The sequence below is a fragment of the Vescimonas fastidiosa genome (assembly GCF_018326305.1).
In the GTDB taxonomy this organism is placed as follows: Bacteria; Bacillota; Clostridia; order Oscillospirales; family Oscillospiraceae; genus Vescimonas; species Vescimonas fastidiosa.
On the sequence record NZ_AP023415.1, the window covers coordinates 1,126,088 to 1,143,854 of the forward strand.

General features: G+C 50.3%; 16 protein-coding genes. 13 read left to right on the forward strand and 3 right to left on the reverse strand.

All coding sequences use genetic code 11. From position 1 onward, the window contains the following. Positions 1-160: 160 nt before the first annotated feature. From KI236_RS05495 to KI236_RS05530, 8 genes are all read left to right on the forward strand, one after another. Entirely contained in the window at positions 161-1,765 is a 1,605-nt protein-coding gene (locus KI236_RS05495; RefSeq protein ID WP_212819993.1) for an N-6 DNA methylase, read from the forward strand. Further along, the gene (locus KI236_RS05500) at positions 1,752-2,879 is read left to right on the forward strand and encodes a restriction endonuclease subunit S (RefSeq protein ID WP_212819995.1); all 1,128 of its coding nucleotides are present in this window, start codon (positions 1,752-1,754) and stop codon (positions 2,877-2,879) included. The genes KI236_RS05495 and KI236_RS05500 overlap by 14 nt, the downstream gene beginning before the upstream one ends. After that, positions 2,876-4,276: a hypothetical protein gene (locus KI236_RS05505; RefSeq protein ID WP_212819997.1), complete on the forward strand. Its 1,401-nt coding sequence runs from the start codon at positions 2,876-2,878 to the stop codon at positions 4,274-4,276. Before KI236_RS05500 ends, KI236_RS05505 begins: the two co-directional genes overlap by 4 nt. 4 nt (positions 4,277-4,280) lie before the next feature. Next, positions 4,281-7,604 (forward strand): type I restriction endonuclease subunit R, encoded by a 3,324-nt coding sequence (locus tag KI236_RS05510; RefSeq protein ID WP_212819999.1) that lies wholly within the window; start codon positions 4,281-4,283, stop codon positions 7,602-7,604. A 66-nt stretch (positions 7,605-7,670) separates the two neighbouring features. After that, complete coding sequence (locus KI236_RS05515) at positions 7,671-8,681, forward strand: O-acetyl-ADP-ribose deacetylase (RefSeq protein ID WP_212820001.1); 1,011 nt, start codon at positions 7,671-7,673, stop codon at positions 8,679-8,681. A 5-nt stretch (positions 8,682-8,686) separates the two neighbouring features. Beyond that, positions 8,687-9,034 (forward strand): hypothetical protein, encoded by a 348-nt coding sequence (locus tag KI236_RS05520; protein ID WP_212820003.1) that lies wholly within the window; start codon positions 8,687-8,689, stop codon positions 9,032-9,034. An 85-nt stretch (positions 9,035-9,119) separates the two neighbouring features. Beyond that, complete coding sequence (locus KI236_RS05525) at positions 9,120-9,437, forward strand: hypothetical protein (protein ID WP_212820005.1); 318 nt, start codon at positions 9,120-9,122, stop codon at positions 9,435-9,437. Between the two features lie 81 nt (positions 9,438-9,518). After that, positions 9,519-10,154, forward strand: coding sequence for a vWA domain-containing protein (locus tag KI236_RS05530; RefSeq protein WP_212820007.1), 636 nt, complete (start codon positions 9,519-9,521; stop codon positions 10,152-10,154). 123 nt (positions 10,155-10,277) lie between these two features. On the opposite strand, the gene KI236_RS05535 is transcribed toward KI236_RS05530, so the two are convergent. Further along, positions 10,278-11,354 (reverse strand): DUF6076 domain-containing protein, encoded by a 1,077-nt coding sequence (locus KI236_RS05535; RefSeq protein ID WP_212820009.1) that lies wholly within the window; start codon positions 11,352-11,354, stop codon positions 10,278-10,280. Between the two features lie 310 nt (positions 11,355-11,664). On the opposite strand from KI236_RS05535, the gene KI236_RS05540 reads away from it, so the two are divergent. The 5 genes from KI236_RS05540 to KI236_RS05560 all read left to right on the forward strand — a co-directional run bounded on the left by KI236_RS05540 (position 11,665) and on the right by KI236_RS05560 (position 15,818). Continuing rightward, positions 11,665-11,874 (forward strand): helix-turn-helix domain-containing protein, encoded by a 210-nt coding sequence (locus KI236_RS05540; RefSeq protein ID WP_212820011.1) that lies wholly within the window; start codon positions 11,665-11,667, stop codon positions 11,872-11,874. Further along, on the forward strand, positions 11,871-12,308 hold the full coding sequence (locus KI236_RS05545; protein ID WP_212820013.1) for a helix-turn-helix domain-containing protein: 438 nt from the start codon (positions 11,871-11,873) through the stop codon (positions 12,306-12,308). Before KI236_RS05540 ends, KI236_RS05545 begins: the two co-directional genes overlap by 4 nt. 308 nt (positions 12,309-12,616) lie before the next feature. Beyond that, on the forward strand, positions 12,617-13,024 hold the full coding sequence (locus KI236_RS05550) for a hypothetical protein (RefSeq protein ID WP_212820016.1): 408 nt from the start codon (positions 12,617-12,619) through the stop codon (positions 13,022-13,024). Positions 13,025-13,128: 104 nt separating this feature from the next. Further along, on the forward strand, positions 13,129-14,331 hold the full coding sequence (locus KI236_RS05555; RefSeq protein ID WP_212820018.1) for a tyrosine-type recombinase/integrase: 1,203 nt from the start codon (positions 13,129-13,131) through the stop codon (positions 14,329-14,331). Next, positions 14,295-15,818: a tyrosine-type recombinase/integrase gene (locus KI236_RS05560; RefSeq protein ID WP_212820020.1), complete on the forward strand. Its 1,524-nt coding sequence runs from the start codon at positions 14,295-14,297 to the stop codon at positions 15,816-15,818. The genes KI236_RS05555 and KI236_RS05560 overlap by 37 nt, the downstream gene beginning before the upstream one ends. Before the next feature lie 94 nt (positions 15,819-15,912). Here KI236_RS05560 and KI236_RS05565 read toward each other — a convergent pair whose 3' ends face one another. Continuing rightward, a complete protein-coding gene (locus KI236_RS05565) occupies positions 15,913-16,467 on the reverse strand; it encodes a hypothetical protein (protein ID WP_212820022.1) in 555 nt (184 codons plus the stop codon). A 56-nt stretch (positions 16,468-16,523) separates the two neighbouring features. Then, on the reverse strand, positions 16,524-17,675 hold the full coding sequence (locus KI236_RS05570; RefSeq protein ID WP_212820024.1) for an XRE family transcriptional regulator: 1,152 nt from the start codon (positions 17,673-17,675) through the stop codon (positions 16,524-16,526). Positions 17,676-17,767: the final 92 nt, after the last annotated feature.

The following is a 17,767-nucleotide window of genomic DNA, read 5'->3' on the forward strand; positions in this document are numbered from 1 at the left end:
AGAGCTTTTTTATATCGATACAGAGGAGAATGTCTGTGAGTTATAAAAAGCTCCGGAAACTGCTCGCTGATAAGGATATGAGGAAAAAGGTGGATATTAACCCAGCTTCAATCACCATAATGGGGCGAAATGGGCATGTTACCTTTGATTGGAGGACACTATGGCAAAGAAAAAAGCAGAAGAAACGATCAACCTGGACAGCATCCTTTTTAAGTGCCGCGATATTTTGCGGGCGGCTCGGAATGCCGGTTCTTTCTTTGAAAAGCGTGATATGATGCTGGCTCTCGTCTTTCTTCGCTTTATAGGTGAAAAGTTTGAGGATGGAACAGCTAAACTCCGTAAAGATTTGATTGCACAGGGGCTTGACCCGGATGATCCCGAAATCTTTGCGGCGTTCTTTGATGATGCCACTTTTACAGATGGCACATATAATTTGCCGCTGGAAGCGCGTTGGTCTACTATTATCAACACGCCCGCGCCTCAGCTCAATGTTGCGCTTGATACGGCGCTACACAGCATTGCCGCCAGCAGCAAGCAGCTTCGCGGCTGTTTTGTGGAGGGAACATTTACTGCTCGCAACCTTGCGCCGAATGACATCAAGAAAGTCGTTGATGAGGTCAACAAGATCAGCCACAAGGCATTCGGCAAGGAAAAAGACCTCATTGGCCGTGTATACGAATATTTTCTCAAGGAGTTTGCTGTCAATGCCACAAAGGAAGAAGGCGAGTTTTACACGCCTCACGATGCTGTTCAGCTGATCGCAGCTATGATTGAACCGTTTGATGGCACCTTATATGACCCTTGCTGCGGCTCTGGCGGTATGTTCATTCAGAGCGCCGATCTTGTTAAAGCCAAGGTTGGTGATATTAGCCGAATCAATATTTACGGTCAGGAAAAGGAACCTGCAACCTATCGCCTTGCCAAGATGAACCTTGCCCTGCGCGGCATTAGCCATCATCTTGGCGGCGAGGCCGATTCCTCTTTTACGCACGATTTGCATAAAGGCCTATATTTTAATTACATCATGGCGAATCCGCCCTTTAACTTGAAGGGCTGGTACGACGAAAATCTCAAAAACGATCCCCGCTGGGCGGACTACGCCACACCGCCGGAGAGCAACGCTAACTACGCCTGGATCCTGCACATACTCTCCCATTTGAAAGCCGCTGACGGCGTGGCCGGATTCTTACTGGCAAATGGCGCATTGGGTGATAGCGACACCCTCGAAATTCGTAAAAAACTAATTCAGAAAGACAAGGTGGAGGCCATTATCATTCTTCCTCGTGAGCTTTTCATTACCACGGATATTAGCGTCACACTTTGGATCCTAAACCAAAACAAGAAGGGCGGGAAATATCACAACAGGACTCTGCGCGATCGCCAGCACGAAATTCTGTTTATGGACCTGCGTACATGGACGGAGAATCCAGTTAAAGGCGAAAACAAAAAGAAAGTGCTTTTGGATGAAGTGCAGATTCGGCGGGCCGCCGACATTTATCACACATGGCAGAATGAAGGAACGAATGGTGCGGACTACGCCGTGCCGGAGCTTTACCGCAGCGTGGGGATGGATGAAATCGAAAAGCAGGGCTGGAGCCTTATTCCCAGCAAGTATATCGAGTTTATCGACCACGATCTGGAGATCGACTTCCCTGCGGAAATGGCTCGCATCCAGCAGGAAATGCACGCGGTGCTGGCGCAGGAAAAGCAGTCCCAGAAAATGCTGGAGGACGCATTCAGGGGGATCGGCTATGGGATTGAATAAGCGTTGCCTAAAAGGCTTGATAGAGCATTCGGATTTACGAAATACGGACGGGCTCTATGGCGAAAGCGATGTAATGGGAGTTGGTACAGATAAAAGCATGTTTCCAACAAAAGCAGATCTTAATGGTGTAAACCTTCGCAATTACAAATTATTTCCTCCGGGATCATTTGCATATGTTGCAGATACATCTCGTAGAGGTAATAAAATAGCACTTACATATAACGATACAGATAAAATATTTATCGTTTCAACTTGGTATGTAGTATTTAAGATATGCGATTCTGCAAAAGATATAATTACTTCAGAATACTTATTTCTTTATTTTAATAGGGCTGAGTTTGACAGGTATGCACGAGCGAATTCTTGGGGATCAGCGCGTGAGTATTTTTGGTTTGAGGATATGGAGGATATTGAAATCCAATTGCCCGACCTGCCGACACAGCAGAAATATGTCGATATCTACAATGCCATGGTTGCCAACCAGCAGGCATACGAGCGTGGCTTGGAGGACTTGAAGGTTGCGCTAGATGCCCAAATTGACAAGATCAAGCATTCTGCGCCTCGCATGCGAATTGGCAATATCCTTGATGAAGTAGATAACAGAAATAGTGAGGGTGTAATCAAGAATGTTCAAGGGATAAATATCTCTAAGCAGTTTATGCCCTCTGTTGCGGACATTAATGGTGTTGACTTGAGAAAGTATAAGGTCGTTCAAAAAGGCCAACTTGCGTTCTCGGGAATGCAGACGGGTAGAGACGAGTGCATCAGAATTGCTCTTCACGACACTGAGCAGCCTATAATTATTTCACCAGCCTATACAGTTTTTGAGGTGAAGGAGGAAACAGTTATACCAGAGTATGTTATGATTTGGTTTTCTCGCAATGAGAGTGATAGACGCGGGTGGTTTATGAGCGATTCAAGCGTTCGTTCAAATCTTGACCTTGAAAGATTTTATGAAATTCAAATCCCAATTCCAGATAAAAAGTTACAAGAAGCGGTAGTAACTTTTTATGAGGTTTATATCACCCGCAAAAGAATCAATGAGCAATTGAAAGCACAAATCAAAGACATCTGCCCGATACTAATTCGCGGCTCGTTGGAGGAAGGAAGATGATGGAAACATTCCGTTTCCAATTTAATACAGAATATGCCAGGAGCTTGCGGGATGCAGTGAATGACCGGCGAAAGCAGTCTATCGATAATATGCATGCTGAAAAGCAAATAAAGGGTTCATATTGCGCATGGGACCGTACTTGTGCTGCAATGGATCGGTTGGAAGATACACTCGATTATCTTAACGATGTTGAACTTGGGAAGGATAAAAAGTCTCGCTCTGCATTTGATTTTTATGATTTTATCAATAATGCCTATATTGTAATCGATTGCATAAAAACAATAGGCAGAATATTCAGAGTCGATAATCGGTTAATTGAAGAAATAGAAAACTCGACATCAATTTTCAAAAATGAGCTCGGGGACAAAAGTACCGACCAAAAATATTTCGAGTATGTCCGCTCTCTGTGTTCTGTGCATCCTCTCTGCACAAATCGCCAAAAAGAGTTTCTGAATAGCAGTCAATTTCACTGCTGCCCGTTTGTTTCGTGGCAGGGGCCCACTACCTTGTACAATAACAAAAAAGCCGATCTTATGGCGTTCATTTACCCCTCGGACCCTCACGAAAAAATAATCCAACTCGGACTCTATGTTTCGCAGTTTGAGCAGTACTTAGCAAAATGGATCGACTTTATCCCGAAAATCATTGAAGCAAAGAATACATACACCGACAGGGAATACGAGCGGCTACGTGGCGAGAAAGTAAAGAGCCTTGCTGAGCTTGATAATAACATCGTTCAATGGCTGAAGTATTTAAAAGATGAATACTCGAAGAGATTTGACTCCGGAAGTGATTGCCTATTTGATGAATATATCCGCTTTTTTACCATAGAGCTGTCAGATTCTCGGAACAATATTGCTTTGAAAAAATATCAAAATGCAATTATATATGCGTTGGGATTTTTGAGGAACGAGTTGCAAAATATGTCCTACGATGGCTATGAAAATAACGGGATCGAACACCCCGAAGCATGGCTGGAAACCACTTTATTTGATTCCATTGGCTATATTTCACCCAATGACGGTATTTTCACCAAATATGCATACAATCTTCAAAAGGTATACTACTTAGAGCCGAATGAAAATTACAGCGAATATGATAAGATTTATGCACGAGGGCTTTTGGAAGAACCCTCGAAGCTCATCAATCAATATGTGTATTTTACAAATACGGAACCTGATGTCGAAAGGATGATCCTCGTTCAACTTGCCTTGTATCTCGATTCTTTAACGAGGAAAAGTTTTCTGAATAAGAACATTCCTAATACGCTGACATATAGAATGAAATTACTGACCGACGAGCAATACGCCGCACTTTTTGCGGAAGAAAAGCGTACCGAAAGTTCAGAGTATACGGAAAAAGACTTATTGAAGCTGCTGGAAAAATATGGAGGATAACGCCATGTCTAAACTTCAAAACTTTAACGGGCATTTTTGCGAATCTGAATATGAATATGCCTTTATTGCCTTCTTGGAAAAAGAGGGCTGGCAGTATTTGCAGGGAAGCAAAATTAACCGCCAGAGCCGAATGGATGTGCTGTATTCCGACGATTTGGAAAGTTTCTTGTCCGACACCAACCCGGATCTGCTGCCAGACGAGATCCATAGCATTATGGATTCCGTTCGCCTTGTCGGTGCAGAAAGCGATTTTGCAACTCTGCACAAGGTCTATGGCTGGATGGTGTACGGCGTTCAGTTCACGCCCCAAAGCGGCTTGCCTCGAATGGTGCCCCTAATCGACTTTGAAAATCCCAAGAAGAATATTTTCCGTTGTGTTAATCAGTTTTCCGTAGAGTATATCAATAACGGCCAAAAGCAGACCCGCAGGCCGGATGTGCTTTTGTTTGTCAATGGGCTGCCTGTCTGTGTAATGGAACTTAAAAATCCGGCGGACGCCAATGCAACGATTTACGATGCATGGGAGCAAATCAACATCCGTTATTGGCGTGATATTCCTCATCTGCTTCATTATTGCCCGCTTGCCTGTATCTCGGACGGTGTGAAAACTCGGCTTGGCACCGTTCGTACTCCCTATGAACATTTTTATGCATGGCGCAGAGTGAATGACGATGATGCCGTCTCTACGCTGCCTTTTGAGGAAACTGAAAATATGGTAAAGGGTGTTTATGCACCCGAAAGATTTCTTGAAATTTTCCGTGATTATATCTACTTTCAAGACAGCATTTATGACAGTGATGAGTGTGAGATCGTCTGCCGTTATCCGCAGTTTTTTGCCACAAGGCTTTTGAAGCAGAGTATCGTAAAATCCGTAGAATCGAAAAGCGGAAAAGGCGGTACATATTTCGGTGCTACCGGCTGCGGGAAAACCTACACAATGGCCTTTCTCGCTCGCCAGCTTTCCCTGTGCTGCCCCGAACTCGGCTCCCCAACCATTATTATGATCGTTGACCGCGAAGAGCTTCAAAAGCAAGGAGCGAAGCTGTTTACAAAGAGTAAAGAGTTTCTAAATCTCGGCGAAGTTAGCGTTGTTCCCAGCCGAAAGGAACTCCGCAGCGAATTAAGTTCCAGAGAAAGCGGTGGTTTTTATATTTGTACCATTCAAAAGTTCTGTGATCGAGAAGATGACAAAATCGGGCTGATAAATGACCGCTCCAATATTATCTGTTTCTCTGACGAGGCGCATAGGACTCAGCTTGAACATGCAAAGAAGATTCAGTTTAGCAAAGATGCGGATGAAAATATGAAAGCAATGGTTTCCAAACCATACGCCAAGGTGCTCAAGGAGGCTTTTCCGCAAGCTACCTTTGTTGGCTTTACAGGCACGCCCATTGCAGAAACCTACCAGACTTTTGGTGACGAAATTGACCGCTATACAATGGATCAAGCGGTAGCTGATGGACTTACTGTGCCCATCAAGTATCATCCCCGAATTGCAAAGGTGCTTTTGGATAATGAAAAAGTAAAACAGATCGAAAACTACTACAAATTCTGCGCTGATAACGGGTCAACAGCAGAAGATATTGAATCCAGTAAGAAGGCAATGAGTTCCATGGAAGTCATTCTCGGTGAGCCTTCCCGCTTGAAACGACTGGCAGCAGATATCCACGACCACTATATTTCTTCCTGTGCAAAAGATCCTGATAGAGTGCAGAAAGCGATGATCGTCTGCTCCTCGAGGTCCATTGCCTATGAGCTTCTCAAAAAATTCCAAGACAGCTATCCCGAATGGTTTGTCGAAAAGAAAATTGCGGATGGTGTTGCTGCAACGGAAGAGGAACTAAGGGAATTAAAGCCCATGCCATTTATGGCTATGGTCGCAAGCGTTGGCAGCAATGATAATGCGGATATGTATAACTATCTCGGCGGCGTTAAAAATGATAAACGCTCCGATGCGCTTGACGCAGCATTTAAGCATGAAAAATCCAACTTCCATATTGCAATCGTAGTGGATATGTGGATCACTGGCTTTGATGTTCCGACACTTACATATATGTACAACGACAAGCCTCTAAAGAAGCATTTGCTGATTCAGACGATTAGCCGTGTAAATAGGAAATACCCCGGCAAAGAATACGGCATGATCGTAGATTACATTGGCATTCGCAACAATATGCGCGAGGCAATGAAGTTATACGGTGGCAACGCATCGATTGCTCCCACGGCTGATGATGTTGAGCAGGCAACTACCGTATTCCGTGAAGAATTGACGGTGCTGAAGGGCCTATTTGTCACTTTCGATTTAAGCCCGTTCTTGAATCCCAATGGAGACCCCTTAGAGCGGTACAGACTCCTTTCAAAAGCAGCTGAGTATGTGTTCGTATCAACACAAGAACTGCAGAGCATAAGCAACAATGGGAAATCCATTAAGCCAGTATCCTTCAAAACCTATTTCTTGAAAACCGTAAAGAGAATGCGCATGGCATTTGATATCTGCCAGCCGTCTGGAGAACTTGGCGAGGAAGAGTCGGCTTTGGCACAATGCTTCATGGCAATAGCAGGATTTGTACGCAAAATGAGCGGAACAAGTGATGTTGATGCCGAAACCATGAACCGCTATGTGGCCAAAATGGTGGAAGAGGCACTTCGATATAACAAGGTAGAAAGTGTTCTTGCAGAAGGAGAGCAGGAGGACATCTTCAGTCCTGAATTCTACGAAAAACTATCCGATATAAAAATGCCAGCCTCAAAGTTGGAACTCCTCATCAAAACACTTAAAAACCAAATTATTGAGTATAACAAAACAAATCAGGTAGCCGCAAAGAAATTTCATGAAATGCTTGAGAAAACAATCGCAGAGTATCATCAGCGCCGCAAACAATTAACCTCGGAGGAAGCTGGAGAAACGCAAGAACAAGCCTCAGAAGATATTATTCGTAGCGCCACCGAGCAGGCCTTAAAAATCTTACAGGAAATAAACGAAAGCCGCGAAAGCTTCCGAAAAGTAGGACTGACCTTTGAAGAAAAGGCTTTCTATGATATTTTAATCGCCTTGCGCGACCATTACAATTTTGAGTATGGTCAAGACAAGGTCGTTAACGGTATTACTGTCAATGATAAATGCAAGGCTTTGGCGAAAAAGGTCAAGGATATTATTGATACAAAATCTTCGTTTGCTGACTGGCTTAATAACCAAATTGTGCGCGATCAGCTTAAGTTTGATATCAAGGTATGTCTGATTAAGAATGGCTACCCACCGCAATACAGTCCTGAAGTGTTTCAAAAAGTTATGGAGCAAGTCGAAAATTTTGAAGAAAACAACGGATAATGAATTCTCGACTATCATTTTTGCTCAATCTGATTACTAATTTTAAAAAACTGAGTTGGTGACACTATGCCCCTTATCATCGTTCGCAACGACATCACGAAAATGGCCGTGGACGCCATTGTCAACGCGGCCAAGGAGTCCCTGCTGGGCGGAGGCGGGGTGGATGGGTGCATCCACCGGGCGGCGGGGCCGGAGCTGCTGGCCGAGTGCCGACGGCTTGGCGGCTGCAAAACCGGCGACGCCAAGATCACAAAAGCCTATCGTCTCCCCTGCCGGTATGTGATTCACACCGTTGGGCCTGTGTGGCGAGGCGGCGGGCATGGCGAGCGGGAGCAGCTGGCCTCCTGCTATCGGACGAGCCTGGCGCTGGCCCAGGCGCATGCGTGCGAGACGGTGGCGTTCCCGCTGATCTCCTCCGGTATCTTCGGCTACCCCAAGGACCAGGCGCTGCGGGTGGCGGCGGACACCATCGGCCAGTTCCTGCTGGGCAGCGACATGACAGTCTACCTGGTCATTTTTGACCGCGCCGCCTACCAGATCAGCGGCAAGCTGTTCGCCGATATCGCCGAGTACATCGACGACCACTATGTGGACGCCCACACCGACACACGCCGGGAGCGTCTGCGCGGGAGCTTTGGCCTGCAAAGCCAGCCGCTGAGCGTTTACGAAGATGCCGCACCGCAGTACGCTTCAGCTTCCGTGGCCTCAGGCAACCTGGACGACCTGCTGGCGCATCTGGACGCCGGATTCTCGGAGACCCTGCTGAAGCTCATTGACCGCATCGGCAAAAAGGATTCTGAAATCTACAAAAAGGCCAATGTGGACCGCAAGCTGTTCTCCAAGATCCGCAACAATCCGGACTATAAGCCCTCCAAGTCCACGGCCATCGCCTTTGCCATCGCCCTGGAGCTGAACCTGGACGAGACCCGCGACCTCATCGCCCGGGCGGGCTATGCCCTCAGTGCCAGCAGCAAGTTCGATGTGATCATCGAGTATTTTATCGGGCGGGAAAAGTATGATATTTTTGAAATAAACGAGGCGTTGTTTGCCTTTGATCAGAGCTTGTTGGGGGCGTGAGGATAATGAAAAATCAGATGGATTGGGAGTTCTTCTTTCGGCAGTTGACCGCCGGCATGAACATCGATGAAACCTGCTTTTATTTCAGTGATGACCCCAATGAGGAAGAACATTATCTCGGCTGCTTACCACAGTACGACAAGCCGTACTGGGTAGGTTACTGCGATGTAGACGGCGGATGCGAATTTGATACAGCGGAAGAGCTTGTTCAGGCGAAAATTTTTAACGGAAAAAGTCTTAAGGAGCGCTGGAGCCGTGTTGTAATTTGCAGCATTGAGGGCTTAGGTTATGAATACTGGCTAAGCAGCTTCGATCATGTGCCGACAGAGCCAGAATGTAATTCAAAATCATAAAAGCGCAAAATATGAGCTTTACCTGCTATCCCGAAAGCACCCGCCCACCAAAAAGAAGAAAGTAGAGAAAAGGAGCCACAATGTCATGGATATGCAACGAGCGAAAGAACTGCTAACCATTTTAGCAGACGGCACTGACCCTTTGACCGGCGAGGTCTTGCCGGACGACCATGTATGCAACAAAGGCGAGATCGTTCGCGCACTGAACTGCGCCGTGGAGGCGTTATCTCGCAAGCGGAAAAAAACGCTGCCGGAGAACACCGGAAAACCGTGGACAGAGGAGCTGGATCAAGAGCTGTGCCGTTTGTTCGACGAGGGCATGAAGAAGAAAGACCTCTGCGCACACTTTGGCCGCACGCCCGGCGCAATCGAGTCCCGCCTGCAGCGGCTGGGGAAAATGTAAAAATGTCGCCCCACAGGTGACCAAACCCTCCTTCGGCTGCGCTACAATGAGAGCGCAATCAAACGAAGGAGGGTTTTCATTATGACAGAATTGGTTTTCATCCTGGATCGCAGCGGCTCCATGGCGGGGCTGGAGGCGGACACCATCGGCGGCTTCAACTCCATGATCGCGAGGCAAAAGCAGGAGGCGGGCGAGGCCCTGGTCTCCACGGTGCTGTTTGACAATGAGAGCGTGGTCATCCACGACCGCCTGCCCCTTGCCAAGGTGCCGCTCATGACGAAAAAGGAGTATTTCACCCGAGGCTGCACGGCGCTGCTGGACGCCGTAGGCGGGGCCATCCACCACATTGGGAACATCCACAAGTACGCCCGCCGGGAGGATGTGCCGGAAAAGGCCCTGTTCGTCATCACCACCGACGGCTACGAAAACGCCAGCCGCCGCTATAACTACGAGACGGTGCGGCGCATGATCGAGCGTCAGAAGGAAAAATACGGCTGGGAGTTTTTGTTCCTGGGTGCCAACATCGACGCCGCCAAGGAGGCGGCCCGCTTTGGTATTGACGCCGACCGAGCAGTGAACTACAAGTGCGACGAGGAGGGCACGGCGCTGAACTATGAGGTCATCAGCGCCGCCGTGTGCAGCGTTCGATCGGCCCAACCTCTCAGCGCCGACTGGAAACGCCGCATTGATGAGGATGTGAAGAAAAGGGGGAGATAAATTTCAGGCAACTTCAAGCCACCACGCCGCTCAATTTCTGCCACGCTATAAGCAAAGAATAGGCGCTGCCCCCGGTCAAAGGAATGGCCGGGGGCAGCGGCTTTTTTACTTTCCTATCACACCTCACAGCGCCTTCAGCTTCCGGCAATATTCCGACTCCGCCATCTCCCCTGCCTGAAATGCCGCCCGCAGCTCCTCCGCCACGGCGACGATGTGATTCCATTCATCGGTGGAGATGGTGCCCCGCTGCTTCCGGCCCTTTAGGCGGTTATAGGTGCGGGCATACTCCTTGGCGGCGGCCTCCCGCAGTTTCCGTTTCGCCGTCTCATGGGCGCCCACGCTGCGGCAGGTCTTGCCGTGCTGGCCGAGGATGGGGCGGTCGCAATACTGGGTGTTATACCCGCCCACGGCCACGAACCAGTGTCCGCAATTCTTGCACCTGCGGGGCAGATTCCCTGCGGCAATCCCCCTCGTCAAGTCCAGATAGAAAAAGGCAATCAAGTCGTCGAAAGTGGAGCGCTCCGCCATCTTCGGCTTCCCGGTTTTCTCGTCCCGGTACGGGATAAAGGATATGTGCGCCGGGAAATCAAAGCGGAATGACGCCACGGGCGGGTCGTAGTACGGGTCGGATTCCTCGTCTATATCCGCCAGCTTTGCCTTCTCGATCCCATCCTTGAAGCGGCCATAGGCATCGATATAGTTCTCCCGCTTGCAGGAGGGCAAGCCCTCAAAATACGCCGACAGCATCCACTGGGTGTTGCGCCGGAAGTCGCTCAAGTCCTGGCCGATCCGGCTGAGCCGGGCTATCCAGCGCGCATAGTCGTCGTGGGCCTGCGTCCCCCGGGTCATCATCTCGTCCCACATCTCCCGGCAGTCCTCGTCGCTGGTGAAGCAGGACGGCGCATCCTCCCGCCGCAAAAGAAGCTCATACAGCGGCAGCTTCCGCAGCAGATGCCACAGCCGCCGAAACGCCTCGTTGGCGATCCCGGCGCTGGACGGGTCCCGGGCGGCGAAAAACATCTGCGCCTCGGCAGCAAATTCCTTGGCCGCAGCGCCTATATCCAGCGTGAGCTGCCCCGACACCTCCAGCGCCTCCGCCGCAAAATATCCCAGCGGGTACTCCTCCCCCGCCACGATCACGCCCGCCGATGTGAAGTCGGCGGAAAAGAAATCCACTGCGTCATGGCTCATCCGAAACATAGTCGTACCTCCATACCCGATTGATTTTTTGCGTGCGTGCCGATATTTCCAAAACGCCTTGCAAATGCGTTTTTATCTGTTATACTCATAATACCCGATAAGAGAAACATTGTCAATCGGGTATATTCCATCTATGAAAGGGGGGGCAGCCCATCCACCATTCCATCCAAAAAGAAAGCCGCCGAACTGCGGCAACAGTCCGGCAGCACGCCGCGCTTCGGAAAGCGCAGACGCCATCTGCCACAAGTCTAACAGAGAGGCCTCCGAAACGCAAGTTCTTTTTCTCTGAATTTGAAATAAGGAGTGTTTTATGAAACGATCCGACTACACCGACTACGACCAACTTCCGCTGTTCCTCAACGCAGAAATGGCGGCCAAGCTCCTGGGGATCTCCCTCTCCAGCGCCTACGAGCTCATGCACGAAGAGGGCTTCCCGGCCCTGCGCATCGGCAATCGTATCGTCGTCCCCAAGGAAAAGTTCTGCCGCTGGGTAGACCGGCAGACGGGAGGTGCCCGATGAAGCGCACCCTGCCGTGGCAGACGCCCGCCCGAAACTACTACCCCCTGCCGAAAGTCCTTTGCCGGCTGGGCCTGTCCCCCGGCGAAATCGCTGTGTACTCGTTTCTCATGTACTGCGAAAACCGCACCACCTACCAGTGCTACCCCAGCTACCGCACCATCGGCAAGGCCGTGGGCATGAGCCGTAACACCGTTGCGAAATATGTCCGTCAGCTGGAGGAAAAGGGGCTTATCCGCACGGAGCACACCACCGTCACGCTGAAAGATGGCCGCAAGCGAAACGGTTCTCTGCTCTACACGATCCTCCCGCCGGAGCAGGCCGTGGAGCAGTTCAATCGGCGGCAGCTGGCCAAAGCGGAAGCCGCCGCCGAGCGCCGGCGCATACAAGATACGCTGGCCAAACAGGCCGCAGAAGCCCCGCCTTCGCCCCTGTGAGCTGCTGTGTGACCTCGCCGGAGCGAAAGCGGGTGAAGATAGCACCCCCAGGGCTTTTGAGCGGTTTCGGACCGATTTTCGGTGCGCCGAAATCGGGGCAGGAGAAAGGCATTGGCGCTTTTCCGCACCTATGCCGTTCACGGCAGCCCGCAGTGCGGGCTGCCACGGGGGTTTGCGGGATTTTGAGATTGACGCTGATTTAGGGGCTCCCAATATGCTTTGGCGCTATTCTTTGGGAAAATGCCCGTTTGCCCCGTGTTTTCAAGGGTTTTGGGCGGCGCAGACATACGAAAAAGGAGGAATTTTTAATGGACAACAACGGGAAAAGCCGACACTCCGTGTGGCTGTCAGACGAAGTGTGGCAGGAGGTGGACGCATTCTACAAGCTGGATAATTGTCCCACCCGCAACGAGTTTGTAGAGAAGGCCCTGCGGCAGTACTGTGGCCGTCTGCACGCCGAACGGTCGGTCGCATACCTGCCCCGCGCGCTGCAGGAGATGCTGGAGGGCACACTGGGCATGTTCGGCGACAGGTTGGGTAAGATGCTGTTCAAGCTGGTGGTGGAGCACAACATGACCAACCATCTGCTGGGCGGCGACATAGACATGACCCGGGACGAGTACAACAAAATGCGCGGCAGCAGCGTCCGGGAGGTGGCCTCTACCCACGGCAGCATCTCCTTTCGGGATGTGCTGCTGTTCCATCGGGAGGAGTAAGCGGTGCAAAATTTGCCGCGCCGTAAGCAAAGAAAAGGGAAATCTTTCAGTAGCTTTCCCCCGCAGCTTGTGGTATGTTGTGTTGCTGCAAGGAGGTGGCCTTAATGGCAAAACGAAGACCTGCCGGTGACGGCATGGTACGAAGGCGTGACGACGGACGCTGGGAGGGTCGCATCGTCATCGGCCACCGGGAAAACGGCGAGCCGCTGTTCCGCCACGTCTATGCCAAGACGCAAAAGGCCCTGCTGGACAAGCTGCACCAGAACATCGAGTGCTACCGCGATGTGGAGCTGACCGAGGACAGCCGCATGACGCTGGGCCAGTGGCTGGATCGCTGGCTCACGGAGTACAAGACGGGTACGGTGCGGCCCGGTACCCTCGAGGGCTACCGCCGCTACATCGAATACTACATCAAGCCGCAGCTGGGCGACAAGCAGATCTCCCTCCTCTCCCAGCAGGACATCCAGCGGATGTACCGCCGCCTGAAAACGGAGGGGCGCATCCACGAGCACCCCGAGATGGGGCATCAGCTCTCCGACTCCATGGTGCGCCACATCCACTCCACGCTCCACGCCGCACTGAAAGACGCGGTGCAGGCCCATGTCATTCCCAGGAACCCCACCGAGGGGACAACGGTGCCCAAGCCCAACTACAAGCCCAAGCGTATCCTCACCCGCGCGGAGCTGGACGCCTTCCTCGCAGTGGTGGAGCAGGATGAGGTGTGGCGTGACTTCTTCCAGACGGAGCTGATGACCGGCCCGCGCCGCGGTGAGATCTGCGGACTGCAATGGAGCGACTTCGACGAGGAGAGCGGTATGCTGAAGGTGTGCCGCACTCTCCACAGCCAGCGGAAGGGCGAGTACACCGTCGGCGAGACGAAGACCAATCAGGGAATGCGCACCATCATCCTGCCGCACAGCGTGACTGAAATCCTGCGGCGGCGCAAGGCGGATGCCATCAGCCAATGGATATTCCCTGATCCGGTGAAGCCGGAAGATCCCGTCGATCCCAACGCTGCGTATCGCCACATGAAAACGCTCCTCCAGCGGGCGGGTCTGCCCAGCATCCGCTTCCACGATCTGCGTCATACCTTCGCCACCCACGCCCTCACCAGCGGCGTAGACGCCAAGACACTGTCCGGTATCCTGGGCCACACCAACGCCTCCTTCACGCTGGATACCTACACCCATGTCACCTCGGATATGCAGAAGACAGCCTCTGGCATCGTGGGTGGCTTCATGGAGGACATCTTCGGAAAGGAGTTGAAACCGTGGCAAGAAAACGAAAAGCCGGCGACGGAACAGTAAGACAACGAAAGGACGGGCGGTGGGAAGGTCGCATCGTCATCGGTTACGATGACAACGGCTATCCCAAGACGAAAAATGTCCTCGCCAAGACAAAGAAGGAGTGCATCGAGAAGCTCCAGAAGCTCAAGGAGGAATGCGGCGGGCTGAAGCCGGAGAAGGTGCGGCCCGAGATGCCCTTCGGGGACTGGCTGACATACTGGTACGAGAATCATTCCAAGCCCAAGATCCGCCCCACCACGCAGGAGACCTATGAAAGCCGCATCCGCCTGCACATCATCCCGGAAATCGGTGACATTTCACTGAATAAGCTGACGCAGAACGACCTGCAGCAGTTCTACGGTCGGCTCAAGAAAAGCGGCCGAAAGCGGTTCACCGACAAGTACGGCGAAGGGCTGTCCGACCGAATGGTGCGCATGTGTCACGCCACCTGCCGCTCCGCATTGGAGAAGGCGGTGCAGGATGGGCTGATCCGTGTGAACCCGGCCATCGGCTGCAAGCTGCCGCCCAAGAAGGCGCGGGAGATGCAGGTGCTGACGCGGGAGGAACTTCAAAGGTTCCTCATTCAGGCGAAGTTCGAGGGCTACTACGAAGTCTTCCTTCTGGACTTAGCCACCGGCCTGCGCCGGGGTGAGCTGATGGCGCTGCAGTGGGACGACCTGAACTTCAAAACCGGTGTGCTGAATGTAAACAAGCAGGTCTACGATGTGCGGGGGCAGCTCCAGATCAGCACGCCCAAGACGAAGAACTCCGTCCGCAAGATCGTCCTGCCGCCTGCGGTGGTGGCAGTGCTGCGGGAGTACAAAAAGGCGGTGGACTCCCGCTGGATGTTCCCGTCCCCAGTAAAAGAGGATTGTCCCATCACCCCTGGCGTAGTGCGCCGCAGATTGCAGCTCATTCTGGAGCACGCAGGATGCAAACATGTTAGATTTCATGATCTGCGCCACACCTTCGCAACGCTGGCACTGGAAAACGGCATGGATGTGAAAACACTCTCCGCCATGCTGGGGCATGTGTCGGCGGCCACCACGCTGGACATCTACACCCACATCACCGATGATATGCAGCGCACAGCCGCCGCCAACATCGACCGCGGCATCGGCAAAGCAGCGCCGCAGGAGGACGCTTCAGAGCCGGGGCGGGAAACCGTCCCGGCCACGGCGGACAAGCCGAAAATGACCAACTTCAAACCCTATGTGGGCCGCAAGCGCAGATCCGGCACCGGCTGTGTCAGTGAGATCAACGACCACCTCTTTGAAGGACGCTATTCTCCCAAATGGCCTGATGGTAAAAAGCACGCCCGCAATGTCTACGCGCACACCCGCGAGGAGTGCGAGGAGAAGCTGAAGGTACTGATTGTGGAGATGAAAGCGGAGATCGCGGAAGCAAAGCGGCTGATGGCGGAGGGAACGCTGACACCGCAGGCAGTGGAGAAAAGCAAGAAAAAAGGAAAGAAGAAAGGAAGCAAAGCAGACAAAGAAAAAGAGTAAGCGTAAGTGAAAATAATCACCGCCATGGGTGCCAATTTTACGGCATCTATGGCGGTGATATGGTATTTTATAATTTTTGGATATGATACACGACTTAACCATTTATCTTTCTGGCCAGTTGGTTCCGTAAATAAGGACGAATGGATGCGACGATGATTGCGCGAATTTTTTTCTGTTGACCAAGCGTAATGGAAGACTTGTCCCTTTTATTAAACATTTTCAGGATAAACTCGTAATCATCATATCCATCGTAACCATTGTATTCACAATCAAAGGCCCCTTCATCATACAGCTTTTTTAAAAGCTTTCGAGAGAAGAATTCCGGTGAAAGAGAAATGAAGTGATTGTCTTCAACTGCATGGTACAATTTAAACATTTTCTCTCGAACTGCAGCTTCATCGTCCAAGTCGTCGCGACCAAACTTTTTGATGCAGGAACTTCCTATGGGAAACAAAGTGTTCCCGTTTATAGCATTTTCAATAGTGAATAGATAGTATAAATGCTCTTTGCCGCAAACACAGGATTCGCTAAGAGTATCATCCTCTTCACAATCAGCGATTTCCCATTCTGCTACCGCAGTATCCCAATCGCTGGATTGAGACAATTCAATTACTCTTTTGATGAGTCGTTCCACGTAAATGCTTGCCATAGGCAATACACCACCTTTCTCTGTCGTTAAGTTTGCTATTATAGAAATACAGTAAATTACTTGCCGCGCTTGATTTGAATCGCCTTAAAATCGATTATCCTCGAAACAGCTAATGTGCCAGTCGGGAGATCGAGTAGATATTCGACTTCTATCGGACTAATGCTCAGCCCGTACTCTACAGATAATTCATCCATAAACTCTTCGGCTGTAAAAACATTTTCCTGAAGCAACATCATGACGGATGCCTTCAGCAATGCTGGAGAAGCAGTAATGAGAACATCATCTAATGGCTCCTCTTTTCTTTGGCCGCGTCTTTGCATGATTCTAATCAACGATTGGTAGTCCTCTTTTGTGATTATATCAAGCCTTTCGGCTCTTCGAATCATTGCGGCAATAGAAACTTTCCATTTCTTCTTAAGTTGCTTGTAGTAAATGATTGTCTGTGGGCCAGCTTCTGCATCTTTTCTGAAAGTCTCTTCCGGAAGCAAAAAGGCTGCAGCAAAGTCATTGGCTTCACGCTCCCTACGCTTGAATTCCTCTTTTGAGAGTTCTTCAATGTCTTCGCTCCATTCATGCAAGCAAATATGTCCGAGCTCATGGGCTATATCGAAATGAATACGTGCAGCAGATGTTTTATTGTTAGAATATGCGATGAGATAAGTTGGCATATCTGCCGTTCCCACAAACTGACTAAATGCATCGACATCATCTGTACTTGTAGAAAAAGAAGTGACCAAAATACCATGTTGCTCAACAACAGATATGATATTATCAATTGGGTCACGCCCAAGTCCCCATGCATCTCTTAATGCATAAGCAGCTTCTTCAGGGGTAACATCTTCGGGGAGATCAAGTGGTTTATACACGGGGAAAGAAATATAATCCTGCAATAACGAATATACCTGCGCAAGAAAGTCCATTTTCACAATTTGTTCGCTACGATATTTCTTGTTGGTGGTAAGAAGTGAACGAAAATAAACTGTACCTTCTGTATTAGATGCAGGATGTTCGTAAAAGAATTTAACAGGAAAACTAAGCGCACGGGATAAACGGTCAACAAGCCCTTTGTCGGTTGGCTGACTTTTAGAAATCTCATACATTGACAGTGTTTGGCGTTGGCAACCAACTTGTTCTGCTAATTCGGCAACGGTTAAACCTCTATATATACGTGCTTTTTTCAAGCGTTCACCATTAAACTGGGTTTTCATATGGGGCGCTCCTCTTCAAATAATAATTGTTGATTGACTCGTTATCTGTACCTTCGGGAAGCCATATAAGGACCGCCACTCTGGCGATCCTT

Coding starts and splice junctions, on each gene's coding strand:
- KI236_RS05510 (WP_212819999.1), top strand. CDS start 4,281: ATGTCTAAACTTCAAAACTTTAACGGGCATTTTTGCGAATCTGAATAT.
- KI236_RS05570 (WP_212820024.1), bottom strand. CDS start 17,675: ATGAAAACCCAGTTTAATGGTGAACGCTTGAAAAAAGCACGTATATAT.
- KI236_RS05530 (WP_212820007.1), top strand. CDS start 9,519: ATGACAGAATTGGTTTTCATCCTGGATCGCAGCGGCTCCATGGCGGGG.
- KI236_RS05515 (WP_212820001.1), top strand. CDS start 7,671: ATGCCCCTTATCATCGTTCGCAACGACATCACGAAAATGGCCGTGGAC.
- KI236_RS05505 (WP_212819997.1), top strand. CDS start 2,876: ATGATGGAAACATTCCGTTTCCAATTTAATACAGAATATGCCAGGAGC.
- KI236_RS05555 (WP_212820018.1), top strand. CDS start 13,129: ATGGCAAAACGAAGACCTGCCGGTGACGGCATGGTACGAAGGCGTGAC.
- KI236_RS05535 (WP_212820009.1), bottom strand. CDS start 11,354: ATGTTTCGGATGAGCCATGACGCAGTGGATTTCTTTTCCGCCGACTTC.
- KI236_RS05525 (WP_212820005.1), top strand. CDS start 9,120: ATGGATATGCAACGAGCGAAAGAACTGCTAACCATTTTAGCAGACGGC.
- KI236_RS05540 (WP_212820011.1), top strand. CDS start 11,665: ATGAAACGATCCGACTACACCGACTACGACCAACTTCCGCTGTTCCTC.
- KI236_RS05495 (WP_212819993.1), top strand. CDS start 161: ATGGCAAAGAAAAAAGCAGAAGAAACGATCAACCTGGACAGCATCCTT.
- KI236_RS05550 (WP_212820016.1), top strand. CDS start 12,617: ATGGACAACAACGGGAAAAGCCGACACTCCGTGTGGCTGTCAGACGAA.
- KI236_RS05520 (WP_212820003.1), top strand. CDS start 8,687: ATGAAAAATCAGATGGATTGGGAGTTCTTCTTTCGGCAGTTGACCGCC.
- KI236_RS05500 (WP_212819995.1), top strand. CDS start 1,752: ATGGGATTGAATAAGCGTTGCCTAAAAGGCTTGATAGAGCATTCGGAT.
- KI236_RS05545 (WP_212820013.1), top strand. CDS start 11,871: ATGAAGCGCACCCTGCCGTGGCAGACGCCCGCCCGAAACTACTACCCC.
- KI236_RS05565 (WP_212820022.1), bottom strand. CDS start 16,467: ATGGCAAGCATTTACGTGGAACGACTCATCAAAAGAGTAATTGAATTG.